The sequence below is a fragment of the Klebsiella michiganensis genome (genome assembly GCF_015139575.1).
Taxonomy (GTDB): Bacteria; Pseudomonadota; Gammaproteobacteria; order Enterobacterales; family Enterobacteriaceae; genus Klebsiella; species Klebsiella michiganensis.
In genome coordinates this window covers 32315-53128 of sequence record NZ_AP022547.1, presented here as the reverse complement: position 1 = coordinate 53128, position 20814 = coordinate 32315, and the positions used below count along the sequence as shown (strand labels likewise).

The window sequence follows — 20814 nt, the reverse complement described above, 5'->3', positions numbered from 1 at the left end:
TTTTTATAAATGGAAACCGGTTTCCGTCTGATATCAAATCATCCACGCAATAACTTTTTACATTTTGAGGACGATCGTCGATGTACAAGATTATGCTGTGCTGCTCTGCCGGAATGTCCACCAGCCTGTTGGTCAGAAAGATGGTTGATGCCGCGAAGGAACGTAACCTGCCGGTGCAGATTGACGCCTACGGAGTTTCCGAATTTGACATGCAGTTTCCGCAATACCAGGTGGTGCTTCTTGGACCACAGGTGAAATACATGCTGAAAAACTTAGCTGAGAAAGCCGCTCCCCTGAATATTCCGGTCCAGCCGATTAACGCCATGGATTACGGAATGCAGCGGGGAGACAACGTCCTGGATTATGCCCTGTCGCTGATTGAAGCGCATTAAGAGGTGTGCAAATGAGTTCTCTGTATCAGTCCATGATTGCCGCGATCGAGCAATCAATTACCCCGCTGGCAGGACGCCTTGGGCAGCAGAAATACGTTATCGCGATTCGCGATGGTTTCACTGCCGCATTGCCGTTTATGATCATCGGCTCATTCATGCTGGTATTTATCTTTCCGCCTTTTTCCCCGGATACCACTAACGGTTTCGCCCGCGGCTGGCTGGATTTCTCCCAGCAGTATCGCGAACAGCTGATGCTGCCGTTTAACCTCAGCATGGGCGTGATGACGTTCTTTATTTCGGTGGGGATCGGCGCCAGCCTGGGACGCCAGTTCCAGCTCGACCCGGTGATGTCCGGTCTGCTGGCGTTTATGGCTTTCTTACTGGTTGCCGCGCCGTACGCCGATGGCAAAATCTCCACCCAGTACCTCTCTGGTCAGGGTATTTTTACCGCCTTGATCACCGCCATCTATTCCACTCGCGTTTACGCCTGGCTAAAGCAGAACAACATTACGATTCGCCTGCCGAAAGAAGTGCCGACCGGCGTTGCGCGTTCGTTTGAAATCCTTATCCCGGTGCTGGTGGTGATCGCGACCCTGCATCCGCTGAATCTGTTTATCGAAGCGCAGACCGGTATGATCCTGCCGCAGGCGATTATGCATCTGCTGGAGCCTCTGGTTTCCGCCTCTGACTCCCTGCCGGCGATTCTGCTTTCCGTCCTGATGTGCCAGATCTTCTGGTTCGCCGGGATCCACGGCTCGCTGATCGTGACCGGCATTATGAACCCCTTCTGGATGGCCAACCTGTCGGCGAACCAGGCAGCGCTGGCGGCCGGTGCGGCTCTGCCGCATGTCTATCTGCAGGGTTTCTGGGACCACTACCTGCTGATTGGCGGCGTCGGCTCCACGCTTCCGCTGGCGTTCCTGCTGCTGCGTAGCCGCGTCACCCACCTGCGCACCATTGGCAAAATGGGTATCGTACCGAGCTTCTTTAATATCAATGAACCGATTCTGTTCGGCGCGCCGATTATCATGAACCCGATGATGTTTATCCCGTTCGTCTTTGTGCCGATGATTAACGCCGTTCTGGCTTACGGGGCGACGCGCCTCGGCTGGCTCAGCCAGGTCGTTTCGCTGACGCCGTGGACGACGCCGGCGCCTATCGGCGCATCATGGGCTGCAAACTGGACGCTAAGCCCGGTGGTGATGTGTTTAATTTGCATGGTGATGTCGGCGGTAATCTACCTGCCCTTCCTGCGCGCCTATGAACGCTCGTTAATGAAAACTGAAGTTGAAAAAGCAAAAGCCGCAGTGCCGGTTGCCGAAACGGTCAGCCAATAATTAATCTCTATATTTAATATTATATTTAAAATGACGGCATAAATAATGTGGAAAAGGGACTTTCACTGCATTATTTAAAGAATAAAGTTAATGACCTCAGGATCTATCATGATTGAATTAGAAGATGCGGTAATGGAAATTATCGTTAATGCGGGCCAGTCACGCTCATTATGTTTTGAAGCGCTCCATTGCGCCCGCAACGGTAATATAGATGAAGCGCGCTTGCTTCTGAATGAAGCCGATGGCTACGCCCGCCGGGCGCACCAGATGCAGACCCGGCTTATCGAGCAGGACGCTGGCGAAGCGCGCCAGCAGATGACGTTAATTATGGTCCATGCTCAGGATCACTTAATGAATTCACTGCTCGCCCGTGAATTTTCGGAAGAGTTAATTCATTTATACCAGCGTTAATTTATATCAATATTTAGCAACTGTACCCGAACTAAATATACCAGCTTATCCTGGCGGGATAGCTATTATCTAAATATATCCGTCATATTTCAAGCTGCATGTACGTTGGCTGCGCTCGCTTACCCGAATCACTTACCAAAGTAAGCTCATCGGGATTCACTCCCTTGCCGCCTTCCTGCAACTCGAACTATTTAGGATATATATAAATTATTAAAAGCGAGATAATGATGAAAACTGTAAAAATGCTGCCATTAACCATGGCGGTCGTCGCCGCGCTGTGCCCAATTTCCGTATTCGCGCAAGAATTTACTCAAGAACAGATAGACGCCATTGTGGCGAAAGCCGTCGATAAAGCCCTGGCCGAACGCCAGGCGAAAATCGACGCCGCGGCTGATAAAAAAGTGGATGTTATCACCAACCCGCAGACCACCGCGGCCACGCCGGATATGGCGATCCCCTTCGGCCTGAAGTTCAGCGGCTACGCCCGCTACGGCGCGCAGTTCCAGACCGGCGATCAGAAGTTTGTCGGCGTGGATGGCTCCTATAACGGCGCTTCGGCGATCGGCCGTTTAGGCAACGAAGGCAACGGCGGCGAATTCCAGATAACCAAAGCCTTCAAGAGCAGTAAAGGCGCGATCTGGGATATCAACGTCATGTTTGACCACTGGAGCGATGAAGTTAACCTGAAAAAAGCCTACGTCGGCGTCACCAACGTGCTGGAGTCTAACCCCAACGCCTATATCTGGGCCGGCCGCGACTTCCATCAGCGCCCGCAACAGGGGATCAACGACTACTTCTGGATGAACCACGACGGCCAGGGCGCCGGGGTGAAGAACTTTGATATCGGCGGCGTGCAGTTTGACGTGGCGGGAGTGTCGCAGGTGGAGTCCTGTAGCCCGGAAGTGATGGCCGACGAGGCCAACCCGTCGCGCATCACCTGTACCGGCGGCTCCGGTACCGGCGATAACGGCCACTACGCCCTGACCACCAAAACCCACAACATCAAGGCCGGGCCGATCGACGTTGAGGTTTACGCCAACTACGGTTTCGATTCGAAAGCGGTGGACAGCGACGAACGTCTCGACGCCTGGCAGGGCGGGCTGGTGCTCAGCCACACCAACGACAGCGGCGTCAATAAAGTGATCCTGCGCTACTCCGATAACTCGGATAACAGCGTCTACAACAAAACCGATGACCTGACCGCGATTTACGCCAGCTTTGAAGGGCTGCATAAATTCACCCAGCAGGCGCAGATCGAATATCTGCTGGCCTTCCACGACTATGACAACGGCAAGGACAACACCGATAACCGTAAAAACTACGGCGCCATTGTCCGTCCGATGTACTTCTGGAACGATGTGCACTCCACCTGGCTGGAAGCGGGCTACCAGCGCGTCGATTACGACCAGGGCGGCGATAACCACGGCTGGAAGCTGACGCTGTCGCAGAACATCGCCATCGGTATGGGGCCGGAGTTCCGCCCGATGCTGCGCTTCTACGTGACCGGCGGCCAGGTGGATAACAAGCGCACCGCGAAGGTCAATGGCACCAAAGACGAACAGCTGGATTCGCTGAACGTCGGCGGCATGTTTGAGGCGTGGTTCTAAGAGAGTGAAACCATCCCGGGTCGCGGCGTCAGAGCCCGATCCGGGCTATCAGATCGTAACCTGTAGCCCGGCTAAGCGCAGCGCGAGCCGGGAAGAAGCCGCATCGATATATTCATCCCGGCGCATTCCCCGGGTTGCGGCGTAACGCCTTACCCCGGCTACCACTGGCTTAGGCGGTTTGCAAAAGGAGCCGGAGATTACCTCTGGCTCATCCGGCGGGCGATGCGTTCAAGCTTAATCATCAGCAGCAGCGTGACGCCCACCAGCACGATGGTCAGCGCCGAACCATCGGCAATATTGCCGCGATCGGTCAGGCTAAAAATCGTCACCGGCAGCGTTGTCCAGCCCGGCGGGTAGATCATCACCGTCGCGCCCAGCTCCCCCATCGATAGCGACAGGCTTAACGCCAGTGCCGAAATCATCCATGGCGTCATCAGCGGCAGCGTGACGTGGCGCAGACGATACCACGGCGATGCCCCGAGGCTGGAGGCGACGTTTTCAATATCAGCGGAAATCCGCGCCAGACCGGTGGAAACGTTGCTGAAGGTAAACGCGGAAATCAGCACGAAGTGCGCCGCCAGAACGATCCAAAAGGTGCCGTTCATCTGCAACGGTCCCTGGCTGAAGGCCACCAGAATGCCAAGACCCACAGAAACGGATGGGATGGCGCTTGGCAGATAGAACATCAGCCCAAGGTATTTTTGCAGCTTCGCACCGTACTGCCGCAGGGACAGCGCAGCCCACATGCCGCACAGCAGAGCGAACAAGCTGGCGCAAAACCCGACCATCAGACTGGAAAAGAGCGCATCCCACGCGGCGCCGCGAAACGCGTTAACAAAGTGTCCGAGGGTAAAGCCGGACGGCAGCAGGCCGTTCCACTGCTGGCTCAGGCTGGACATCAAAATCACCGCCAGCGGCAGGAAGAAAAACCCGGCAAACAGCGTCACCGCCAGCGCTCCCGCCGCCGTACGGCCTTTACGCGACCAAATCAACATCGTTATCTCCTCACGCCGGTACGCGCGGCGGCCAGCCGATAGAGCATAAACAGCCCCAGCGACAGCAGAATATTAATCAGCGCAATCATGCAGGCGACGCTGTAGTCCGACTCGAGAATAGCCTTGCTGTAGACCATCATCGGTAGAGTATTTACCCCTTTGGCGCCGATAAACAGCACGATGCCGAACTCGTTGGTGGTCAACAGCAGACACAGGCTGCCGCCCGCCATTAGCGCCGGCAGCACCGCCGGAAAAATCACCTGGCCGATAACCCGCAGCGGATGCGCGCCGAGGATGCTCGCCGCTTCAAGCTGGCTTTTATCAATCTGCCGCAGCCCGGCCATCAGCGGACGCATCACCAGAGGGGTGAAGACGGTCATTTCCGCCAGTATGACCCCCTGAATCGAATAGAGAAAATCCACCGGCGGCAGTTCAAAAGCAAACAGCGACATCAGCGTCCCGTTCAGCAGACCAGCGGAGCCGTAAATAAAGGTGAAAGCCAGGGTGATGAGAAAGGTCGGCAGCGCAATAAAGGTATCAATTATCCGGCTAATCAGCTGGCTACCGGGAAACGGGATAAACACCAGAATCAGCGCCAGCACGCTGCCGAGCAGCAGGCAGCCTGATGTCGCGATAACCGCGATTTGCAAGGTATTGAGCAATGCGCTGAGAAAGCGCCGGGACTCCACCACCTGCCAGAAGGTTTCGAGGCCCAGGTGGCCCTCGGTATCGCGCAGCGCCTGTTCGCCGATGAGCAGCAGCGGGTAGAAAAACAGGGTCGCCAGCACCAGCAGCGGCGGCAGCAGCCACAGTAAGGGCCGCAGATGAACAGAGCGACGCGGGAGCGTTAAGATCTGCGACATTATGACACCTCAATCAGGACCGCATCGTTGGGTTCAAAATAGAGCGCCAGCCTGTCGCCCGCACGCGGCAGCGGATTCACGTGGGTCATCACGATACGCACCGCCTCCCCCGCCACGTCGCATAGCAGATGGGTCAAATCGCCCTGCCAGTGCACGGAGGTCAGGATGGCGTTCAGCCGGTTGCTGGTGGCCGATCGCGGCGCGAGACTCATATGCTGCGGGCGAATACAGAGCAGCTTATTGTTGCCATGCTGGCCGCCGCGGCTGAACGCGGCGATCAATCCGCCGCCGCAGCTGACGCTGACCAGGCCAGGTCCCGCGGTATCTGTCAGCGCCGTCGCCTGCAGGATATTGGCACGTCCGAGAAACTCAGCGCTAAAACGATTAGGCGGATAGTGGTAAAGCTGATGGGTTTCGCCGTGGGCAATGAGCGAGCCGTCTTTCATGATGCCAATCTTGTCCGCCAGGGTCAGGGCTTCGGTCTGATCGTGGGTGACGTAGAGAATGGTCAGCTCCGGCAGTTCGCGGTGCAGACGGGCAATTTCCTCGACCATGTTGTGACGGATTTGCGCATCCAGCGCCGAGAGCGGCTCATCAAGCAGCAATACCCGCGGACGCACGGCGATGGCGCGAGCAATTGCGACGCGCTGCTGCTGGCCGCCGGAAAGCTGGTGCGGATAGCGGCTGGCGTAATCCGCCATGCCGACGATTTTCAGGGCTTCCTGAACCCGTTCAGCGATCTGCGCTTTGGGCTGCTTCTGCGCCCGCAGGCCGAAGGCGACGTTATCTTCTACCTTCATGTGCGGAAACAGGGCGTAGTTTTGAACCACCATACCAAGGCCGCGTTGATACGGCGGCAGGTGGGTGATATCCGTGTCGCCAAGCAAAATTCGACCACCGGCAGGCTGCACAAAACCGGCTATCGCCCGCAGCACCGTGGTTTTCCCGGAGCCCGAAGGGCCGATCAGCGCCAGCACCTCACCGGGTTCAATGGTTAATGTCAGCGGCTTCAGCACCACGTTGCCGTGATAAGAAACGCGCAGCGCGTCGAGAGTAATTCCGGACGTCCCCGCCAGCGACGGGGTGGGGGGAGCGGTCGTTTTCATTAACATCACGCTTACTCGCTGTCCGTCACTTTATGCCAGCGGGCAATATCCGCCGACAGCGAAACCGCAACGTCGTCCCAGTTGGGTTCCCAGCTTTTCACACCGTTAAGCGCCGCTTTCGCCGCTTTAAAGTTAGCGTCTTCCGGCGTCACGTCGCTGCGCACCGGCAGACCCCAGGAGAGCGCGCTGACGCTGGACTGAGCGGATTTATCGAGCAGGAAGTTAATCAGCTTTTTACCGTTTTCGCCGTTCGGACCGTTCTGCACCAGGCCGATGGTATAGGGCAGCGCCAGCGCGCTGCGTTCGCCTTGCGCGTCCGCTGGCCAGAAGATTTGCACATTCGGATTACGCGCCATCTGCGACAGGTTCATTTGCAGATCGCCGTTAGCGATGTACAGCTCGCCTTTATTGACCAGCGCGGTCAACTTACCGGTAGAAGCAGACGGACCAACGTTATTGGCCTGGAGCTTACCGAGATAATCGAACCCCGCCTCTTTGCTCCCCATGCTGTGAAACGCCTGTAGCATGACCGCCGTACCGTCACCCGCCTGCCCCGGCGTCGAGTACTGCAGTTTGTTCCTGAAGCGGCTATCGAGCAACTCCTGCCAGCTGGCCGGCGCGGTTTTCAGCAGCTTACTGTTATAGATAAAGGTCAGATAGTTATTCACCAGCGGCGAGTAGCGGTCGTGTACGCCCGGGATCCGGGCGCTGTCCTGCGGCTGAAATTCGGCCAACAGCTGTTCTTTCGCGGCACGCTGGATAAACGGCGGCACCGTCACCAGCACATCGGCCTGAGGGTTGGTGCGCTCTTTTGCCAGGCGTTCAACAATCGCCCCGGAACCGCCTTCCACGTACTGCACCTTGATGCCCGTTGCTTTGGTGAAAGCGGCGAACTGGTGCTGGTACCAGCTGTTATCACCATCGTGCAGGCCGTCAGCGGAGTAAACCGTGACGATGCCATCTGCCCAGACCGGAGAGCTGGTCAGCGCGAACAGGGACAGCAGGGCAAGTCGGGAGAGTTTCATCGTATATGCCTCATCGGGTAGTTAGTCATTCTGGTGTAGACCAGATTGTTTTTCACGCTACCGGGGGTTTATGACAAAACGATGAATGAAGTGTGGCGAAAGGATGACGCCGGCGCAGGAGACCCCCTCCCGGAGGCGGCGCTTGACGCGCCTGTCCGGGCTACTCGTCCGCAGTCAGCGGTGAACCCGTAGCCCGGTAAGCGCAGCGCCACTGGGGCGCCCGCGACAGGCATTCAATACCCGGGCTACCCGTCCGCAAACGGCGGTAAACCCGTAGCCCGGGTAAGGCGCCAGCCGCAACCCGGGAAAACGCTCGGGCAGGACCAATAAAATCAATGGGTATCGACTTCAATACGCAGGCTGTCGTGGCGCCAGTACTCGATATCGTAATCGAGAATTCGCCCGTGCTGATCGTAGTTGAGGCGGCGCAAGAGCAGCGCCGGTCGCCCTTCCATCACCCCCAGGGCTTCCGCGGCCTGGGGCGGCATTGAGGTGGGCCAGAACGACAGATGCATACTGGTATATATCAGGTCATAGTGGGTCTGATAAATTTCGGTCAGGCTGCCGTTTAAATCATGGCGCAGCAGTTCCGGAACCCTGGCCGGCAGGCAGTGATTTTCACAGTAGCAGATTGCCCGCCCGTCAGCATGGCGCAGTCGGGTGAGCAGGTAGATCTGGTCGAACGGCTGCAGCGCCAGCGGCGCCATAACGTCCAGCGGAACGGCGGCCAGACGACCGTCGAGCAGCACCGTTTTCGGCTCCCGCCCCTGTTCCAGGCACAGCTTGTGGAAGTTGGTATTCTGCGTCGGATCCAACCACAAGCGCTCCGGCGTAACAAACCAGCCGCGGCGGTCGGCGCGATAAATCACGCCGCTGGACTCAAGCTGCGCCAGGCTCTCACGCACCGTAATACGCGTGGTGTTGAACAGCGCGCACAGCTCGCGCTCGGACGGCAGCTTATCGCCGCTCTTCAACGCGCCGTTTTGAATACGCGCCTGAAGCTGCGCCTTGATCAGCAGATACTGTGGCGTCTCGCCAGAGGGTGATTTCATGTTCGCTCGCGGCCAAATTTGATGCGCTCATTATACATAACCAGATGAATTTTTTGTTGCAGCGCTACTTTCCCTTTGACCTTTTCGGGGCACGATCGTCATTATAAAAAACATCTGGTATAGACCAAATGGTGAAAACAATGACTTCGCGTAATTATCTGCTGCTGACGCCCGGACCGCTAACCACTTCCCGTACGGTAAAAGAGGCGATGCTGTTCGATAGCTGTACCTGGGACGACGACTACAATCTCGGCGTCGTTCAGGTCATTCGCCAACGGCTGGTGGAACTGGCGACGCCCGCTAACGGCTACACCTCAGTGCTGCTGCAAGGCAGCGGCAGCTACGCGGTTGAAGCGGTGCTCGGTAGCGCGATCGGCGCGCAGGGGAAAGTGCTGATTATCAGCAACGGCGCCTACGGCGCGCGCATGATCGAGATGGCGAAACTGATGTGCATTGCGCACCATCCCTACGACTGCGGCGAAGTGGCGCGGCCGGACGCGGCGGCGATCGAACGGATCCTGCAAACCGACCCGGCGATCACCCATATCGCCATGGTGCATAGCGAAACCACGACCGGCATGCTCAACCCGATCGAAGAGGTCGCCGCGCTGGCGAAACGTTACGACAAACGCTACATCGTCGATGCCATGAGCAGCTTCGGCGGCATTCCCATGGACGTCGCCGCCCTGAATATCGATTATCTGATCAGCTCCGCCAACAAATGCATTCAGGGTGTGCCGGGCTTTGCCTTCGTCATTGCCCGGGAGGCGGAACTGGCAAACTGCCAGGGCCGCTCGCGCTCGCTGTCGCTGGATCTGTACGCCCAGTGGCGCTGCATGGAGGATAACCACGGCAAGTGGCGCTTCACCTCACCGACCCATACCGTGCTGGCCTTTGCCCAGGCGCTGAAGGAGCTGGCGGAGGAAGGCGGCGTGCGCGCACGTCATCAGCGTTACAGCACGAACCAGCGGCGTCTGGTGGCGGGAATGCGTACGCTAGGCTTTCAGCCGCTGCTCGACGATAGCCTGCACTCGCCGATCATCACCGCGTTTTACTCCCCGGATGCGCCGCAGTATCGCTTTAAGGATTTCTACCAGCGGCTTAAAGTGCAGGGTTTCGTGATCTATCCGGGCAAGGTGTCGCAAAGCGACTGCTTCCGTATCGGCAACATCGGCGAAGTGTACGACGCCGACATCACCGCCCTGCTGGCGGCCATCAAAAACGCCATGTACTGGCAATGCTAAGGAACCGTCATGAACCGTATTAACGCCGTTATTCTTGATTGGGCAGGCACCACCGTCGACTTTGGCTCCTTCGCGCCGACGCAGATTTTCGTTGAGGCCTTCCGTCAGGCTTTTGCCGTGGAGATTACGCTCGAAGAAGCCAGGGTGCCGATGGGTCTCGGCAAATGGCAGCATATTGAAGCGCTGGGGAAACTGCCCGCCGTGGACGCCCGCTGGCAGGCGAAGTTTGGCCGGGCGATGAACGCTGCCGATATCGACGCGATCTATGCTGCTTTTATGCCGCTGCAGATTGCCAAAGTTGTCGATTTTTCTGCGCCGATCGCCGGGGTTGTCGACACCATTGCCGCGCTGCGCGCCGAAGGCATAAAAATTGGCTCCTGTTCCGGCTATCCGCGTCTGGTGATGGAAAAGCTGGCGCCGGCCGCCGCCGCGCAGGGCTATGCGCCTGACCACTGGGTGGCGACGGACGACCTCGCCGTCGGGGGACGGCCAGGCCCGTGGATGGCGTTACAGAACGTCATTGCCCTCGGCATCGACTCGGTAGCCCACTGCGTCAAGGTTGATGATTCCGCTCCCGGCATTACCGAAGGATTAAACGCCGGGATGTGGAGCGTGGGTCTGACGGTTTCCGGTAACGAATTCGGCGCCAGCTGGGAGGAATATCAGCAGATGAGCGCCGAAGAGATCGCCGCCCGCCGCGAGCACGCCGCCGGGAAGCTGTACGCCGCCGGGGCGCACTATGTGGTGGACACGCTGGCGGATTTGCCGGGCGTGATTGCCGACATCAACCGTCGTCTGGCGCAGGGCGAACGCCCGTAGTTTTATTGACGATTCGCCTGACTGCGGCCCCATTACACTCGTACTTTCGTCGCCACCAGCAGGCCGGTCAGCAGCATCAACGTACCGGAGAGGACCAGCGGCGAGAGCAGACCAAGGTGATCCAGCGCCACGCCGCCAACCGCGGCGCCGCAGGTGTTGGCCAGCTGGATCACCGCCACCTGAATCGACCCGGCTTTCTCCGCCTGATCGGACAGGGAGCGGGTGATCCACGTTGACCAGCCAACCGGTATCAACGCGAAGGCAAAGCCCCAGATAACGGCAACCGTCGACGCCACGATTTTACTCTCCCCCCACAGCACCAGCACCGCCGCGCTGATGGCCAGCACCACCGGGGCAACCGCCAGCGCCGCTTTCACCGATCGTTTAAGCAGCATCGAAGAGAGCGAGGTGCCGACGAAGCTGGCGATGCCGAAGCTCAACAGCACCAGCGTCAGGCCGTCAACGTCAAAGCCCGCCAGCGTCATATACACCGGGCGAATATAGGTAAAGAAGGCGAACTGGCCGGCGAAGGCCATAAAAATGGCGCACATCCCCGCCATCACGCCGGGGCGCTTTAGCAGGCCGAACATATTTTGCTGCGCCGAGGTCGACTCACCCGGCAGAGACGGCAGCGCCTTCAGCACCCAAATCGTACAGACCACCCCCATCACCGCGGCGCCGTTAAAGACGTTACGCCAGCCGATAATCCCGCCGAGGAAGCTGCCCAGCGGCGCGGCGATCACCAGCGCTATCGATACCGCGCCAAAAATAACCGACAGGGCTTTGGGCACCACGCGCATCGGCACCAGCCGCATGGTGAGCGACGCCGACATCGCCCAAAAGCCGCCCAGCGCCAGCCCGAGGCAGGCGCGGCCGAGGAGCAATAACGCAAAGCTGTTAGCAAAAGAGACCAGCAGGCAGGAAAGGGTCAGCAGAACCGAAAACAGAATCACCACGTAGCGGCGATCGGTACTGCGGATGATCGAGGTGATAAACAGGCTGGCGAACATCGCCACGAACGCCGTGGTGGTGACCGACTGTCCGGCAACCCCTTCGGAGATGCCTAAATCCTGCGCCATCGGCGTGAGCAGGCTTACCGGCAGGAACTCAACGGTAATCAGGCAGGCCACACAGAAGGCCACCGCAAAAACCGCCGACCAGTTGGGTCGCGCCGCCTGATGAGCCTGTGGCGTAGAGGCATTCGAAGGAGTCATAAGTTACCTGCATGGTTGAACACGGGGAAGCCGCGCAGTGTAACATTTTAAATGTGACGAATTTAACGTTTTGACAACTTTTCAGGCCTTGCAAAGCCCCTGCGTAGCTGCTCGCATAACCGGAAAATCACGTTCTTAGGTATTTCAGAACAGTAAGAGGAAGAAATAACATAGCACTTGGTGCTATATTTATGGTTACAGGATGTCAGCCAATGCGTGTTTTTAAAACGAAATGGTTTACCAGGGAAGCCCGGGCCCATGCGATTGATGATGGCGAACTCTGCAAAGCGATTGAAGCCACTCTCCAGGGAAAAGCAGATAACCTTGGTGGCGGCGTTTACAAAAAACGCCTCAATAAAAATCGCGATCGCGCAATTATTCTGGCAAAGGGCGCTGAGCATTGGTTTTACACATTTTTATACGCCAAACAGGATATCGCCAATATCGATAACCGAGAACTCGCGGCGTTCCGTGAGTTAGCCAGGCATTATTCCCTTCTCAGCGAGGAGAAAATGGCGGCATTGGTTAAGAGAAAAGAATTGGTGGAGATTTGTCATGACTGCAAAAACTAAATTCAAAAGCCCCGCCTTTGAAGCTATCCATAGCGCTGCAGCAGGTTTATACAGTGTTGATGCGATCGCGCAGGAGACAATGCGCAGCTTTGATGAAACATGCATCAGCCGCGTAAGCGATTTCCAACCTGGTGAAATTAAGGCTCTACGTGACCAACTCAACGTCAGTCAGCCGGTTTTTGCCCGCTATCTGAACACCAGCGTTTCCACGGTCCAAAAATGGGAAAGCGGGGCAAAACGCCCCGGTGGGCTGGCACTGAAATTACTCACCATCGTGCAAAAACATGGGTTAGAGGTACTGGCATGATGGCTTTGTTGCGATGACTTTTGCACCGGTGGCCTCGTCGGCGTGACGTTTAACGAAGCCAACAGTGCACCGGAAAGTGATATCAGTGCAGCCAGTGGACGCCATCCTCCGGCAAAAACAGCGCGTTATAGCGCTCCTGCAAAGCGTGCAGGTCGCTCACTTCCGGCTCCAGCTCGCGAAGAAAACCTTGTGCCAGGCGGATTTGCGCTTCGGTAATCGGCGCCGCGAGGCGGGACTTTTTCATCAGCCGATACCAGTAATGCAGGTTCTGCTCGCTGCCGTCGACGATAGCGACCTGCCAGACCAGCAGCACCTGCGCGGCATTTTGCAAATGTGCTTCATTCGGCCGCTCCAGGTAGCGCAGATACTCGTTGCCGGCGGTTTTTCCCAGCTGATCGATCATCGATTCCAGCGGTACCGGCGTAATGCCTAATCGTTCGCTCAGACGGCGAATCGCACGGCGTGAATCAGAGGTAAGCACCCGAAATCCCACAACAAATACCACTATCAGCGTGGCCAGTCCTAACCAGATCATGCATCCTCTCATTCAATCGCAGCCCCACTATCATAATGGGAAATTGCCCGCTGTCGACTGCCGGACGTACCATAATGTGACTTATCGCGGCCCCGTATCGCTATCATCAAACCGCCCGGCAAGAGGCATAAAAAAGCCCGGCGCAGGGGCCGGGCAACGTGACTCACACCCAATGACTCAGGCAGTCTGCAACGTTTGCGTCTTTTTCTGACGGCGGATTTTACGCTCCTCAAACACCGCGACGATGGCCATCAGGCAGATGCAGCCAATCGCCGCCGCATCCAGCGCCGCAAAGGTGCCCGCCCAGCCGGTGAGGCCGAAAATAGGCGTACCGTCGGCAATCATCCCGAGGCCCAGCTTGGCGAAGCTGTCGCCGATCAGATAGGCGAAGGTGCCCTTGATCCCGTCGGCAGCGCCAATCGCCTTTTTCGGCACGAAACCTACCGCGGCAACACCGATCAGCAGCTGGGGGCCAAACACCAGGAAGCCCAGCGCAAACAGCGAGGCGAGATAAACGTATTGATTGCTGGCATGCTGATAAACCCCCAGGGTGGCGATAATCAGCGCCAGCGCAACGCAGGCCACCAGCGCGCGACGACCGTTTGCCAGATCCGACAGCCAGCCCCACAGCAGCGTGCCGACCAGCGCGCCCACTTCAAACAGGGTAAAGCCCTGAATCGCCACCTCTTTGGAGAGCTTCAGCTCCTGGAAAGCGTAAACGGTGGACCACTGGTCGATACCGATGCGCACCACGTACAGGAAGATATTGGAGAAGCACAGCAGCCAGATGACTTTGTTCTTCAGTACGTACTCGACGAAGATCTGCCATTTGGTCATGGCGTTCTCTTCCGTCTCTTTATCCTCTTCGCTGATCTCTTCGCCAAACAGCTCTTCGGCGTTACCGAGACCGTAGGATTCCGGGGAGTCGCTGCCGAAGCGCAGGCCGATAAAACCGACGATCAGCGCGATAATCGACGGGAAGATAAACATCCCGATCACGTGGCCGTCGAACAGGTAGTTGGCGCCAAACAGCGCTACGCCCGCCGCGCCGGCGCCGCCGAGGTTGTGAGAAATATTCCAGAAGCCGAGGAAGGTGCCGCGCTTACGGCGAGGCGTCCACTTGGTAATAGTCGAATAGCTGCATGAGCCGCCGGTGCTCTGGAAAAAGCCGCTCAGAGCGTAGAAGGCGATCATCAGGAACAGGCTGGTCGACCCTGCACCCATGCTGGCGCTGAAGCCAAGCATACAGATGGCCGAAAGGATCAGCATAAACGGTAGAAACTGCTTGGTGTTCTTACCGTCTGCGTAGTAAGAAACCAGCGTTTTACCCACGCCGTAGGTGATTGAGAATCCGAGACCGATCATCCCCAGCTGCGTCATGCTCAACCCGTAGGTGGAGATCATGTCGTTCTGCGCGATGTTAAAGTTTTTGCGGATCAGGTACATGGTCAGATAGCCGATGAAAACCACCAGATACGACTGCATGAACGGTTTGAACCACATTTTGCGCCGCGCTTCGAGCGGCAGGTCCAGGGTTGGCTTACGCACCTGGTTTAAGAAGGCCAGCATGATTGGGTGACTCCTGAGCTGATTTAGTACCTGCGAATGGCAGGCATTGTAAAAATCAGCCGGGAGACTCGCCTGAGACAGCGTCCAGGCGAAACCGGGAAAATTTCTTAGTTTTACGCCCTTCGGCGAAGAAAGGTGAAGTGGGTCACGCTTCTCGCGGCGCCTGGGCGTTTAAAAACGGCAGCAGCAGCAGGGCGGAAATGCCGGCGGCAATGGCGATAACCACGAAAAAGCCGCTCCAGTGCCAGATTTCCATCACCTGCGCCAGCGGCCAGCCGGAGAGCGATGCGCCAAGATAGGCAAACAGGCCAACAAAGCCGGTTGCCGCCCCCGCCGCCTCTTTGTGCGAGCACTCCGCCGCCGCCATGCCGATCAGCATTTGTGGGCCAAAAACGAAAAAGCCGGTCGTGAAGAAGCAGGCCGCCTGCATCACGTAGCTGGCGAACGGCATCAGCCAGAGGCCGCCCACCGACAGCAAAATACCGGCGGCGAAAATCAGGTTCATCGGCCCGCGGTTGCCGTTAAACAGTTTATCCGAGCCCCAGCCCGCCACCAGCGCGCCGATAAAGCCGCCCACCTCGAACATGGTGACCGCCGAATTCGCCGTGACCAGATCGACGCCGAGCGTTTCCGACATGTACAGGTTGCCCCAGTCGTTAATCGCCGCGCGCACCACGTACACCAGCACGTAGCACAGCGAGAGCAGCCAGATATAGGGATTCAGCAGCACGTATTTGGTGAGGATCTCTTTACGGGTCAGGCCAGCCCCTTCCTGCTGCTGGGCAATCTCCAGCTCATCGTGCCGCCAGTCGCCCACGGCGGGCAGTCCTACCGCCTGCGGCCGGTCGCGCAGCCGCCAGCAGAGAAACAGCCCGGCGAGGATCGCCAGCATGCCGGCAATCATCATCCCCGTTCGCCAGCCGTAGTGCAGCGCCGCCGCGCCAACCACCATCGGGATCAGCGCCCCGCCGACGTTATGCGCCGTATTCCATAGCGCCCACCAGCCGCCGCGTTCGGTGCGCGAATACCAGGTCGTCAGCAGACGGGCGCACACCGGCGAGCCCCAGCCCTGGAAGAAGGCGTTCAGCGCCCACAGCAGCGCGAAGGCCCACAGCGAAGTGGAAAAGCCAAACAGAATATTCACCACGCCGGTAGCGACCAGACCGATGCCCATAAAATAGCGGGCGTTAGAGCGGTCGCTGACGATACCGGAGAAAAATTTCGACAGCCCGTAGGTGATGTAGAACAGCGTTGCCAGCAGGCCGATATCGCTGCGCGTCAGCACGTTGCTGGCGAGGATTTCCGGCACGGCGGCGTTAAAGCTTTTACGCGTAAAATAAAACAGCGCATAGCCCAGCCAGATGGTCAGCAGAATATGCCGACGCCAGTAGCGGTAGCGCGCGTCCAGCGCCGGTTTGTCGGTAATCGGCGGAGCATCGGGCGGGGATTTCAAAAAGGCAAACATCGTCGCTCCTCAGGCGTAGCGCAGCGGCAGGCTGACGCAGACGCGGGTGCCGTGGGTGCAGGAGATGGTTAAGGTGCCGCCCAGCGCGCTGACGCGCTCGCGCATGCCGGTCAGGCCGAAGCCCTGCTGACCGGAGCCCGGCGGCAGGCCGCAGCCGTCGTCCTCCAGCACCAGCATCAGCCGCTGCTCCTGCTGCCAGCCCTGCAGCGTGACGGCGCTGGCGCTGGCGTGTTTGACGATATTATTCAGCCCTTCCTGGCAGACGCGGAACAGAGTGACGCGCTGGTTTTCGCTTAGCAGCGACTCATCAATGCGCCACGCCAGATGGCTGACCATACCGCGGTCCTCCAGCTCCATTTCGCGCATCAGCGAACGCACCGCCTGTTCAAGCGTCAGGTCGTCCAGCTGGCGCGGGCGCAGACGGCCCAGCAGGCGGCGTACCGAATCATAGACGCCGAGCGAAAGCTGCTCAATCAGCTGGCCGCTCTGCCTGACGCTGGCGCTGTTGGGCGCCAGACGCTGGACGATCCCCGCCTGAGTACGGATGGCGGTGATGGTCTGGCCGATATCATCGTGCAGCTCGCGGGCCACCTCGCGGCGCACGCTCTCTTCGGTTTCCAGCAGGCGTTCCGCCAGCCGCTGGTTACGCACCAGCTCGTTTTGCAGCGACTGGTTCAGCTCGCGCAGCCGCTGAATGCCGGCGCCCAGCAGCAGGCCCGTCAGGCTTTGCGCCAGCAGCGAAAGCAGCAAATCCACCGGATGATCGTGCCAGCTCTGGCTGGCAATCAGCGCGATGGCGTTCATCAGGGTCGCGATCAGCGCGCCCTGCCAGCCGTAGTGCCAGGCCAGGGCGATAATCGGCAGCGCCAGGCAGAAGGGCGTAAATCGCGAGAGCTCGGCGGGCAGCCCCAGCTGGAGCCAGAGGCTGACGCTGAACAGCAGCAGATACCAGATAAGATGCCGCCCGCGCCAGTTTACCGGCTGCGAGACCAGCGATGGCCCCAGCGGCCGCCAGACGGTACTGGTAAGGTAGTGCCAGATAACCAGGCAGGTAGGCGCCAGCGTCAGGCCGCCGGTCAGGGTCAGCAGCAGCGCGTTCAGCCCCTCCTTGCCTTCCGGCAGCCACGGCAGCGACTGAAGCAGCGCAGCGGCGATCAGCGCCCCTCCCTGGCGCAGCAGGGTGAGCCAGTCGCGCTGCTGACGATAGCGCGAAATCAGCGCCACCGGCAGCAGGGTCAACAGGCTTCCGGTCATCAATATTATCGGGTGCGCCAGCGCCACTTCCTGCGTCAGCCAGAAGATCAGCAGCCACTCAGCGCCCAGCAGAACCGGCCAGTAGCCGCGCGGACACTGCAGCATCAGGCCAAGACGCAGGCCAAAGGGGAAAAGCAGCACCGCAAGATCGGCACGCTCCACCAGGTGCAGGCTGATGCTCCACAGGCAAAACCACGCGGCGGAAAAGATAAAGCAACAGCCGATAACCGAGAGCAGCCGGGAGAGAAAGGCGTTCATTGCCAGCTATCGAACATGCGGCGCGCCAGCTCGACGTCGTTGCTGACGCCCAGCTTTTCCAGCAGATTGGCGCGATGAACGTGCACGGTTTTTGGCGACAGGCCCAGCTCGGCGGCAATCTCTTTTACCGCCATCCCCTGCGCCAGCTTTTCCGCCACCTCGCGTTCGCGTTTGGTGAGCGGGTCCCGTCGCCCGGCCGCCAGCTTCATGGCGATATCCGGCGTCAGGTAGCAGCCGCCGGCCGCCACGGTGCGCACGGCGGCGATCAGCTCATCCAGGCTGCAGCGCTTGGAGAGAAAGCCGCGCGCGCCGGCGTTCAGCGCCTGCTCCACCAGCGCCGGGCTGTCGTGCACCGACAGCATCACGATCGCCATCCCTTTCGGTAGCTGGCTTAACAGCTCAAGCCCGGAGATATCCGGCATCGAGATATCGCAGATACAGACCTGCACGCCGCGGCCGGGCAGCCCCGCCAGCGCTTCGCGCCCGGAACCGAATTCGGCGACGACCTGAAAATCGGCTTCCAGCCCCAGCAGCTGGGCAAAGCCGGAGCGGACGATAAGATGATCGTCAATAAGGGCGATTGTGGTCATGGCGATTCCTGGGGAGGATAAAAAACGCGCTTACCTTAACGGTATAAACGTCATCCTTCAAGCTGCCTCTGTTCCCCCCAGTCACTGACTTCACTCAGCTCCCGGGGGATTCTCAGACTTGCCGCCCTGATGCGGCTTGAGTGATTTTGTTTATCGCGCGCCGCGGATCAAGCCGCGAGCGATTATTCGAAGAACACCGCGATTTTGCTGAACATGGAGGGATCGGACTGATTGCGCACCACCTTCTCAACGTCTTCCAGCTTTTCGATCTGGCTAATCATCTGCCCGAGGCGCTGATCGTCGTTGACCAGTAGCCAGATGCGGCTCTGGTTGCTGTCCGGGATCGGCAGACAAAGAATGCCTTCCACGTTAAATGCGCGGCGGGCAAACAGGCCGCAAACGTGGGTCATCACGCCAGGGTGGTTGCGCACGGTGAGCTGTAGAATAACGTTTTCATGAGTCGCTTGTTGCATGGCTTATTCCCCCACCATTTCAGTATTGGCCGCACCCGGCGGTACCATCGGATACACTTTTTCTTCGGCATCGATACGCACGTGGATCAGCGCCGGACCCGGGCGGTCGATAATCGCCTGCAACGCCGCCTGCGGATCGGCTTCGTTATTTAAATCACAGGTTTGCAGACCAAAACCGGCGGCGATCTGCATAAAGTTGACCATGCCAGGATAGGTCGCGGCGAACACGCCCTGCTTATAGAACAGGCTCTGCTGCTGGTGAACCAGCCCCAGCGCTTCGTTATTCATCAGGATGATTTTTACGTCCAGCTGATTTTCCGCCGCGGTAGCCATTTCCTGAATGTTCATCATCAGGCTGCCGTCGCCGGAGAAGCAGATGACCTTGCGCTGCGGGTTAGCCAGCGCCGCGCCTACCGCGGCAGGCAGACCAAAGCCCATGGTGCCGAGGCCCCCGGAGGTCAGCCACTGGCGCGGGCGGTTGAGCGGATACGCCTGCGCGACCCACATCTGGTGCTGGCCGACGTCGGTGGTCACGATTGCCTCATCGTCAACGCAGGCGGCAACGGCGTTAATCAGGCCATAGTGGGTAAGCGGGTCTTGCTCCTGCGGAATGGTGCAGGGGAACTCCCGCTGCAGATCGGCCACCAGCTGCAGCCATTCGCTGCGCGGCTGCGTCTCGACCTGCGGGATCAGCTGCGCCAGCACTTCGCCAACATCGCCCTGAATCGCTACGTGCGGCTGTTTGATTTTACCCAGCTCAGAGCGGTCGATATCAACGTGGATAATTTTCGCGTTCGGGCAGAACTGCTCGGTTTTACCAATCGCCCGGTCATCAAAACGGGCGCCTAAAACAACCAATAAATCAGCCTCTTGCAAAATAAAATTGGTGCTGCGCGCGCCGTGCATCCCCAGCATGCCCAGCGACAGCGGATGCGCTTTCGGCAGCATCCCCAGCGCCATCAGGGTCTGGGTGGTTGGCAGGTTGGCTTTTTCCGCCAGCTGGCGAATGGGCTCAGGCGCGTTGATCACCCCACCGCCCAGATAGAGTACCGGACGCTGCGCGGCGTTAATCATCGCCGCCGCTTCACGCACGCTGGCGCTATCGAACGTCGGAGGCGCCGTACGGGCGCCGGGTTCCGGCAGGGCGTCAAGCTCAATGGTCGCGGCCTGAACATCCTTAGGAATATCTATCCACACCGGCCCTGGTCGCCCGGACTGCGCGATGCGAAACGCGTCGCTTATCACCTGCGGCAGCTCAGCAATGTTGCGGACCAGATAGTTATGTTTCGTGATGGGGATAGAGATACCGTAGGTGTCGACTTCCTGGAAAGCGTCGGTGCCGATCATTGAGGCCGGAACCTGGCCGGTAATGCACACCAGCGGAATCGAATCCAGACGGGCGTCGGCGATAGCGGTGATCAGGTTAGTGGCTCCCGGGCCGCTACAGGCCATACACACCGCCGGTTTGCCCTCGGTGCGCGCCATGCCCTGGGCAATAAACCCCGCGCCCTGCTCGTGACGCGCCAGAATATGGCGGATCTGCGTGCTTTGGCTTAACGCATCGTAAATGGGAAGGATGGAGCCGCCCGGAATGCCGCTGACCGTGGTGATCCCCTGACGCTCCAGTAAATGAACGACTAACTGTGCGCCAGTGAAGCGCATTTTTTGTGATGTTGTGCCCGAACTTGCCATGCTCCAGTCCTTTTATTCTGGGCCGACTTACCGG

General features: G+C 58.7%; 21 protein-coding genes. 8 read left to right on the top strand and 13 right to left on the bottom strand.

The genetic code is table 11. The features are described from left to right. Window positions 1-80 precede the first annotated feature (80 nt). From JLG71_RS00260 to JLG71_RS00245, 4 genes are all read left to right on the top strand, one after another. Window positions 81-392 (top strand): PTS sugar transporter subunit IIB, encoded by a 312-nt coding sequence (locus tag JLG71_RS00260; RefSeq protein WP_014227304.1) that lies wholly within the window; start codon window positions 81-83, stop codon window positions 390-392. Between the two features lie 11 nt (window positions 393-403). After that, window positions 404-1729: a PTS sugar transporter subunit IIC gene (locus tag JLG71_RS00255; protein WP_014227305.1), complete on the top strand. Its 1326-nt coding sequence runs from the start codon at window positions 404-406 to the stop codon at window positions 1727-1729. Between the two features lie 108 nt (window positions 1730-1837). Further along, window positions 1838-2140: a PTS lactose/cellobiose transporter subunit IIA gene (locus JLG71_RS00250; RefSeq protein ID WP_032751827.1), complete on the top strand. Its 303-nt coding sequence runs from the start codon at window positions 1838-1840 to the stop codon at window positions 2138-2140. Between the two features lie 227 nt (window positions 2141-2367). Beyond that, on the top strand, window positions 2368-3747 hold the full coding sequence (locus JLG71_RS00245; protein ID WP_047722798.1) for a carbohydrate porin: 1380 nt from the start codon (window positions 2368-2370) through the stop codon (window positions 3745-3747). 197 nt (window positions 3748-3944) lie between these two features. On the opposite strand, the gene phnV is transcribed toward JLG71_RS00245, so the two are convergent. The 5 genes from phnV to phnR form a co-directional block, all read right to left on the bottom strand. Continuing rightward, window positions 3945-4742 carry a 2-aminoethylphosphonate ABC transport system, membrane component PhnV gene (gene phnV / locus JLG71_RS00240; RefSeq protein WP_025107577.1) on the bottom strand — a complete coding sequence of 266 codons (798 nt, stop codon included), beginning with the start codon at window positions 4740-4742 and terminating at the stop codon, window positions 3945-3947. A 2-nt stretch (window positions 4743-4744) separates the two neighbouring features. Continuing rightward, window positions 4745-5605, bottom strand: a complete 861-nt coding sequence (phnU, locus tag JLG71_RS00235; protein ID WP_048262945.1) for a 2-aminoethylphosphonate ABC transporter permease subunit — start codon at window positions 5603-5605, stop codon at window positions 4745-4747. Then, window positions 5605-6717 carry a 2-aminoethylphosphonate ABC transport system ATP-binding subunit PhnT gene (gene phnT, locus JLG71_RS00230; protein WP_064357595.1) on the bottom strand — a complete coding sequence of 371 codons (1113 nt, stop codon included), beginning with the start codon at window positions 6715-6717 and terminating at the stop codon, window positions 5605-5607. Before phnT ends, phnU begins: the two co-directional genes overlap by 1 nt. A 5-nt stretch (window positions 6718-6722) precedes the next feature. After that, window positions 6723-7736, bottom strand: coding sequence for a 2-aminoethylphosphonate ABC transporter substrate-binding protein (gene phnS / locus JLG71_RS00225; RefSeq protein ID WP_032751825.1), 1014 nt, complete (start codon window positions 7734-7736; stop codon window positions 6723-6725). Window positions 7737-8068: 332 nt separating this feature from the next. Next, window positions 8069-8788, bottom strand: a complete 720-nt coding sequence (gene phnR, locus JLG71_RS00220; RefSeq protein WP_009653851.1) for a phosphonate utilization transcriptional regulator PhnR — start codon at window positions 8786-8788, stop codon at window positions 8069-8071. Window positions 8789-8928: 140 nt separating this feature from the next. Here phnR and phnW point away from each other — a divergent pair, with 140 nt between their 5' ends. Together phnW and phnX are read left to right on the top strand one after the other, a co-directional pair. Beyond that, window positions 8929-10032: a 2-aminoethylphosphonate--pyruvate transaminase gene (gene phnW, locus JLG71_RS00215; RefSeq protein WP_025107574.1), complete on the top strand. Its 1104-nt coding sequence runs from the start codon at window positions 8929-8931 to the stop codon at window positions 10030-10032. 9 nt (window positions 10033-10041) lie between these two features. Continuing rightward, window positions 10042-10851, top strand: coding sequence for a phosphonoacetaldehyde hydrolase (gene phnX, locus JLG71_RS00210; protein ID WP_200913926.1), 810 nt, complete (start codon window positions 10042-10044; stop codon window positions 10849-10851). 32 nt (window positions 10852-10883) lie between these two features. Here phnX and nepI read toward each other — a convergent pair whose 3' ends face one another. Further along, entirely contained in the window at window positions 10884-12065 is a 1182-nt protein-coding gene (nepI, locus tag JLG71_RS00205; protein WP_014227312.1) for a purine ribonucleoside efflux pump NepI, read from the bottom strand. 212 nt (window positions 12066-12277) lie between these two features. Between nepI and JLG71_RS00200 the strand changes: the two genes are divergently transcribed. Both JLG71_RS00200 and JLG71_RS00195 read left to right on the top strand, forming a co-directional pair. Next, window positions 12278-12637 carry a type II toxin-antitoxin system RelE/ParE family toxin gene (locus tag JLG71_RS00200; RefSeq protein ID WP_025107572.1) on the top strand — a complete coding sequence of 120 codons (360 nt, stop codon included), beginning with the start codon at window positions 12278-12280 and terminating at the stop codon, window positions 12635-12637. Then, window positions 12621-12944 carry a helix-turn-helix domain-containing protein gene (locus tag JLG71_RS00195; protein ID WP_004126838.1) on the top strand — a complete coding sequence of 108 codons (324 nt, stop codon included), beginning with the start codon at window positions 12621-12623 and terminating at the stop codon, window positions 12942-12944. The genes JLG71_RS00200 and JLG71_RS00195 overlap by 17 nt, the downstream gene beginning before the upstream one ends. A gap of 82 nt (window positions 12945-13026) precedes the next feature. Here JLG71_RS00195 and JLG71_RS00190 read toward each other — a convergent pair whose 3' ends face one another. From JLG71_RS00190 to ilvB, 7 genes are all read right to left on the bottom strand, one after another. Continuing rightward, window positions 13027-13479: a DUF1198 domain-containing protein gene (locus JLG71_RS00190; RefSeq protein ID WP_025107571.1), complete on the bottom strand. Its 453-nt coding sequence runs from the start codon at window positions 13477-13479 to the stop codon at window positions 13027-13029. A 177-nt stretch (window positions 13480-13656) separates the two neighbouring features. Continuing rightward, window positions 13657-15048 carry a hexose-6-phosphate:phosphate antiporter gene (gene uhpT / locus JLG71_RS00185; RefSeq protein ID WP_004126843.1) on the bottom strand — a complete coding sequence of 464 codons (1392 nt, stop codon included), beginning with the start codon at window positions 15046-15048 and terminating at the stop codon, window positions 13657-13659. A 145-nt stretch (window positions 15049-15193) separates the two neighbouring features. Next, window positions 15194-16513, bottom strand: coding sequence for an MFS transporter (uhpC, locus tag JLG71_RS00180; RefSeq protein ID WP_032751824.1), 1320 nt, complete (start codon window positions 16511-16513; stop codon window positions 15194-15196). Window positions 16514-16522: 9 nt separating this feature from the next. Continuing rightward, complete coding sequence (uhpB, locus tag JLG71_RS00175) at window positions 16523-18004, bottom strand: signal transduction histidine-protein kinase/phosphatase UhpB (protein WP_162557350.1); 1482 nt, start codon at window positions 18002-18004, stop codon at window positions 16523-16525. A 17-nt stretch (window positions 18005-18021) separates the two neighbouring features. Then, entirely contained in the window at window positions 18022-18615 is a 594-nt protein-coding gene (uhpA, locus tag JLG71_RS00170; RefSeq protein WP_134898855.1) for a transcriptional regulator UhpA, read from the bottom strand. 182 nt (window positions 18616-18797) lie between these two features. Continuing rightward, entirely contained in the window at window positions 18798-19088 is a 291-nt protein-coding gene (ilvN, locus tag JLG71_RS00165) for an acetolactate synthase small subunit (protein ID WP_004855635.1), read from the bottom strand. A gap of 3 nt (window positions 19089-19091) precedes the next feature. After that, window positions 19092-20780: an acetolactate synthase large subunit gene (gene ilvB, locus JLG71_RS00160; RefSeq protein WP_109240716.1), complete on the bottom strand. Its 1689-nt coding sequence runs from the start codon at window positions 20778-20780 to the stop codon at window positions 19092-19094. Window positions 20781-20814 lie beyond the last annotated feature (34 nt).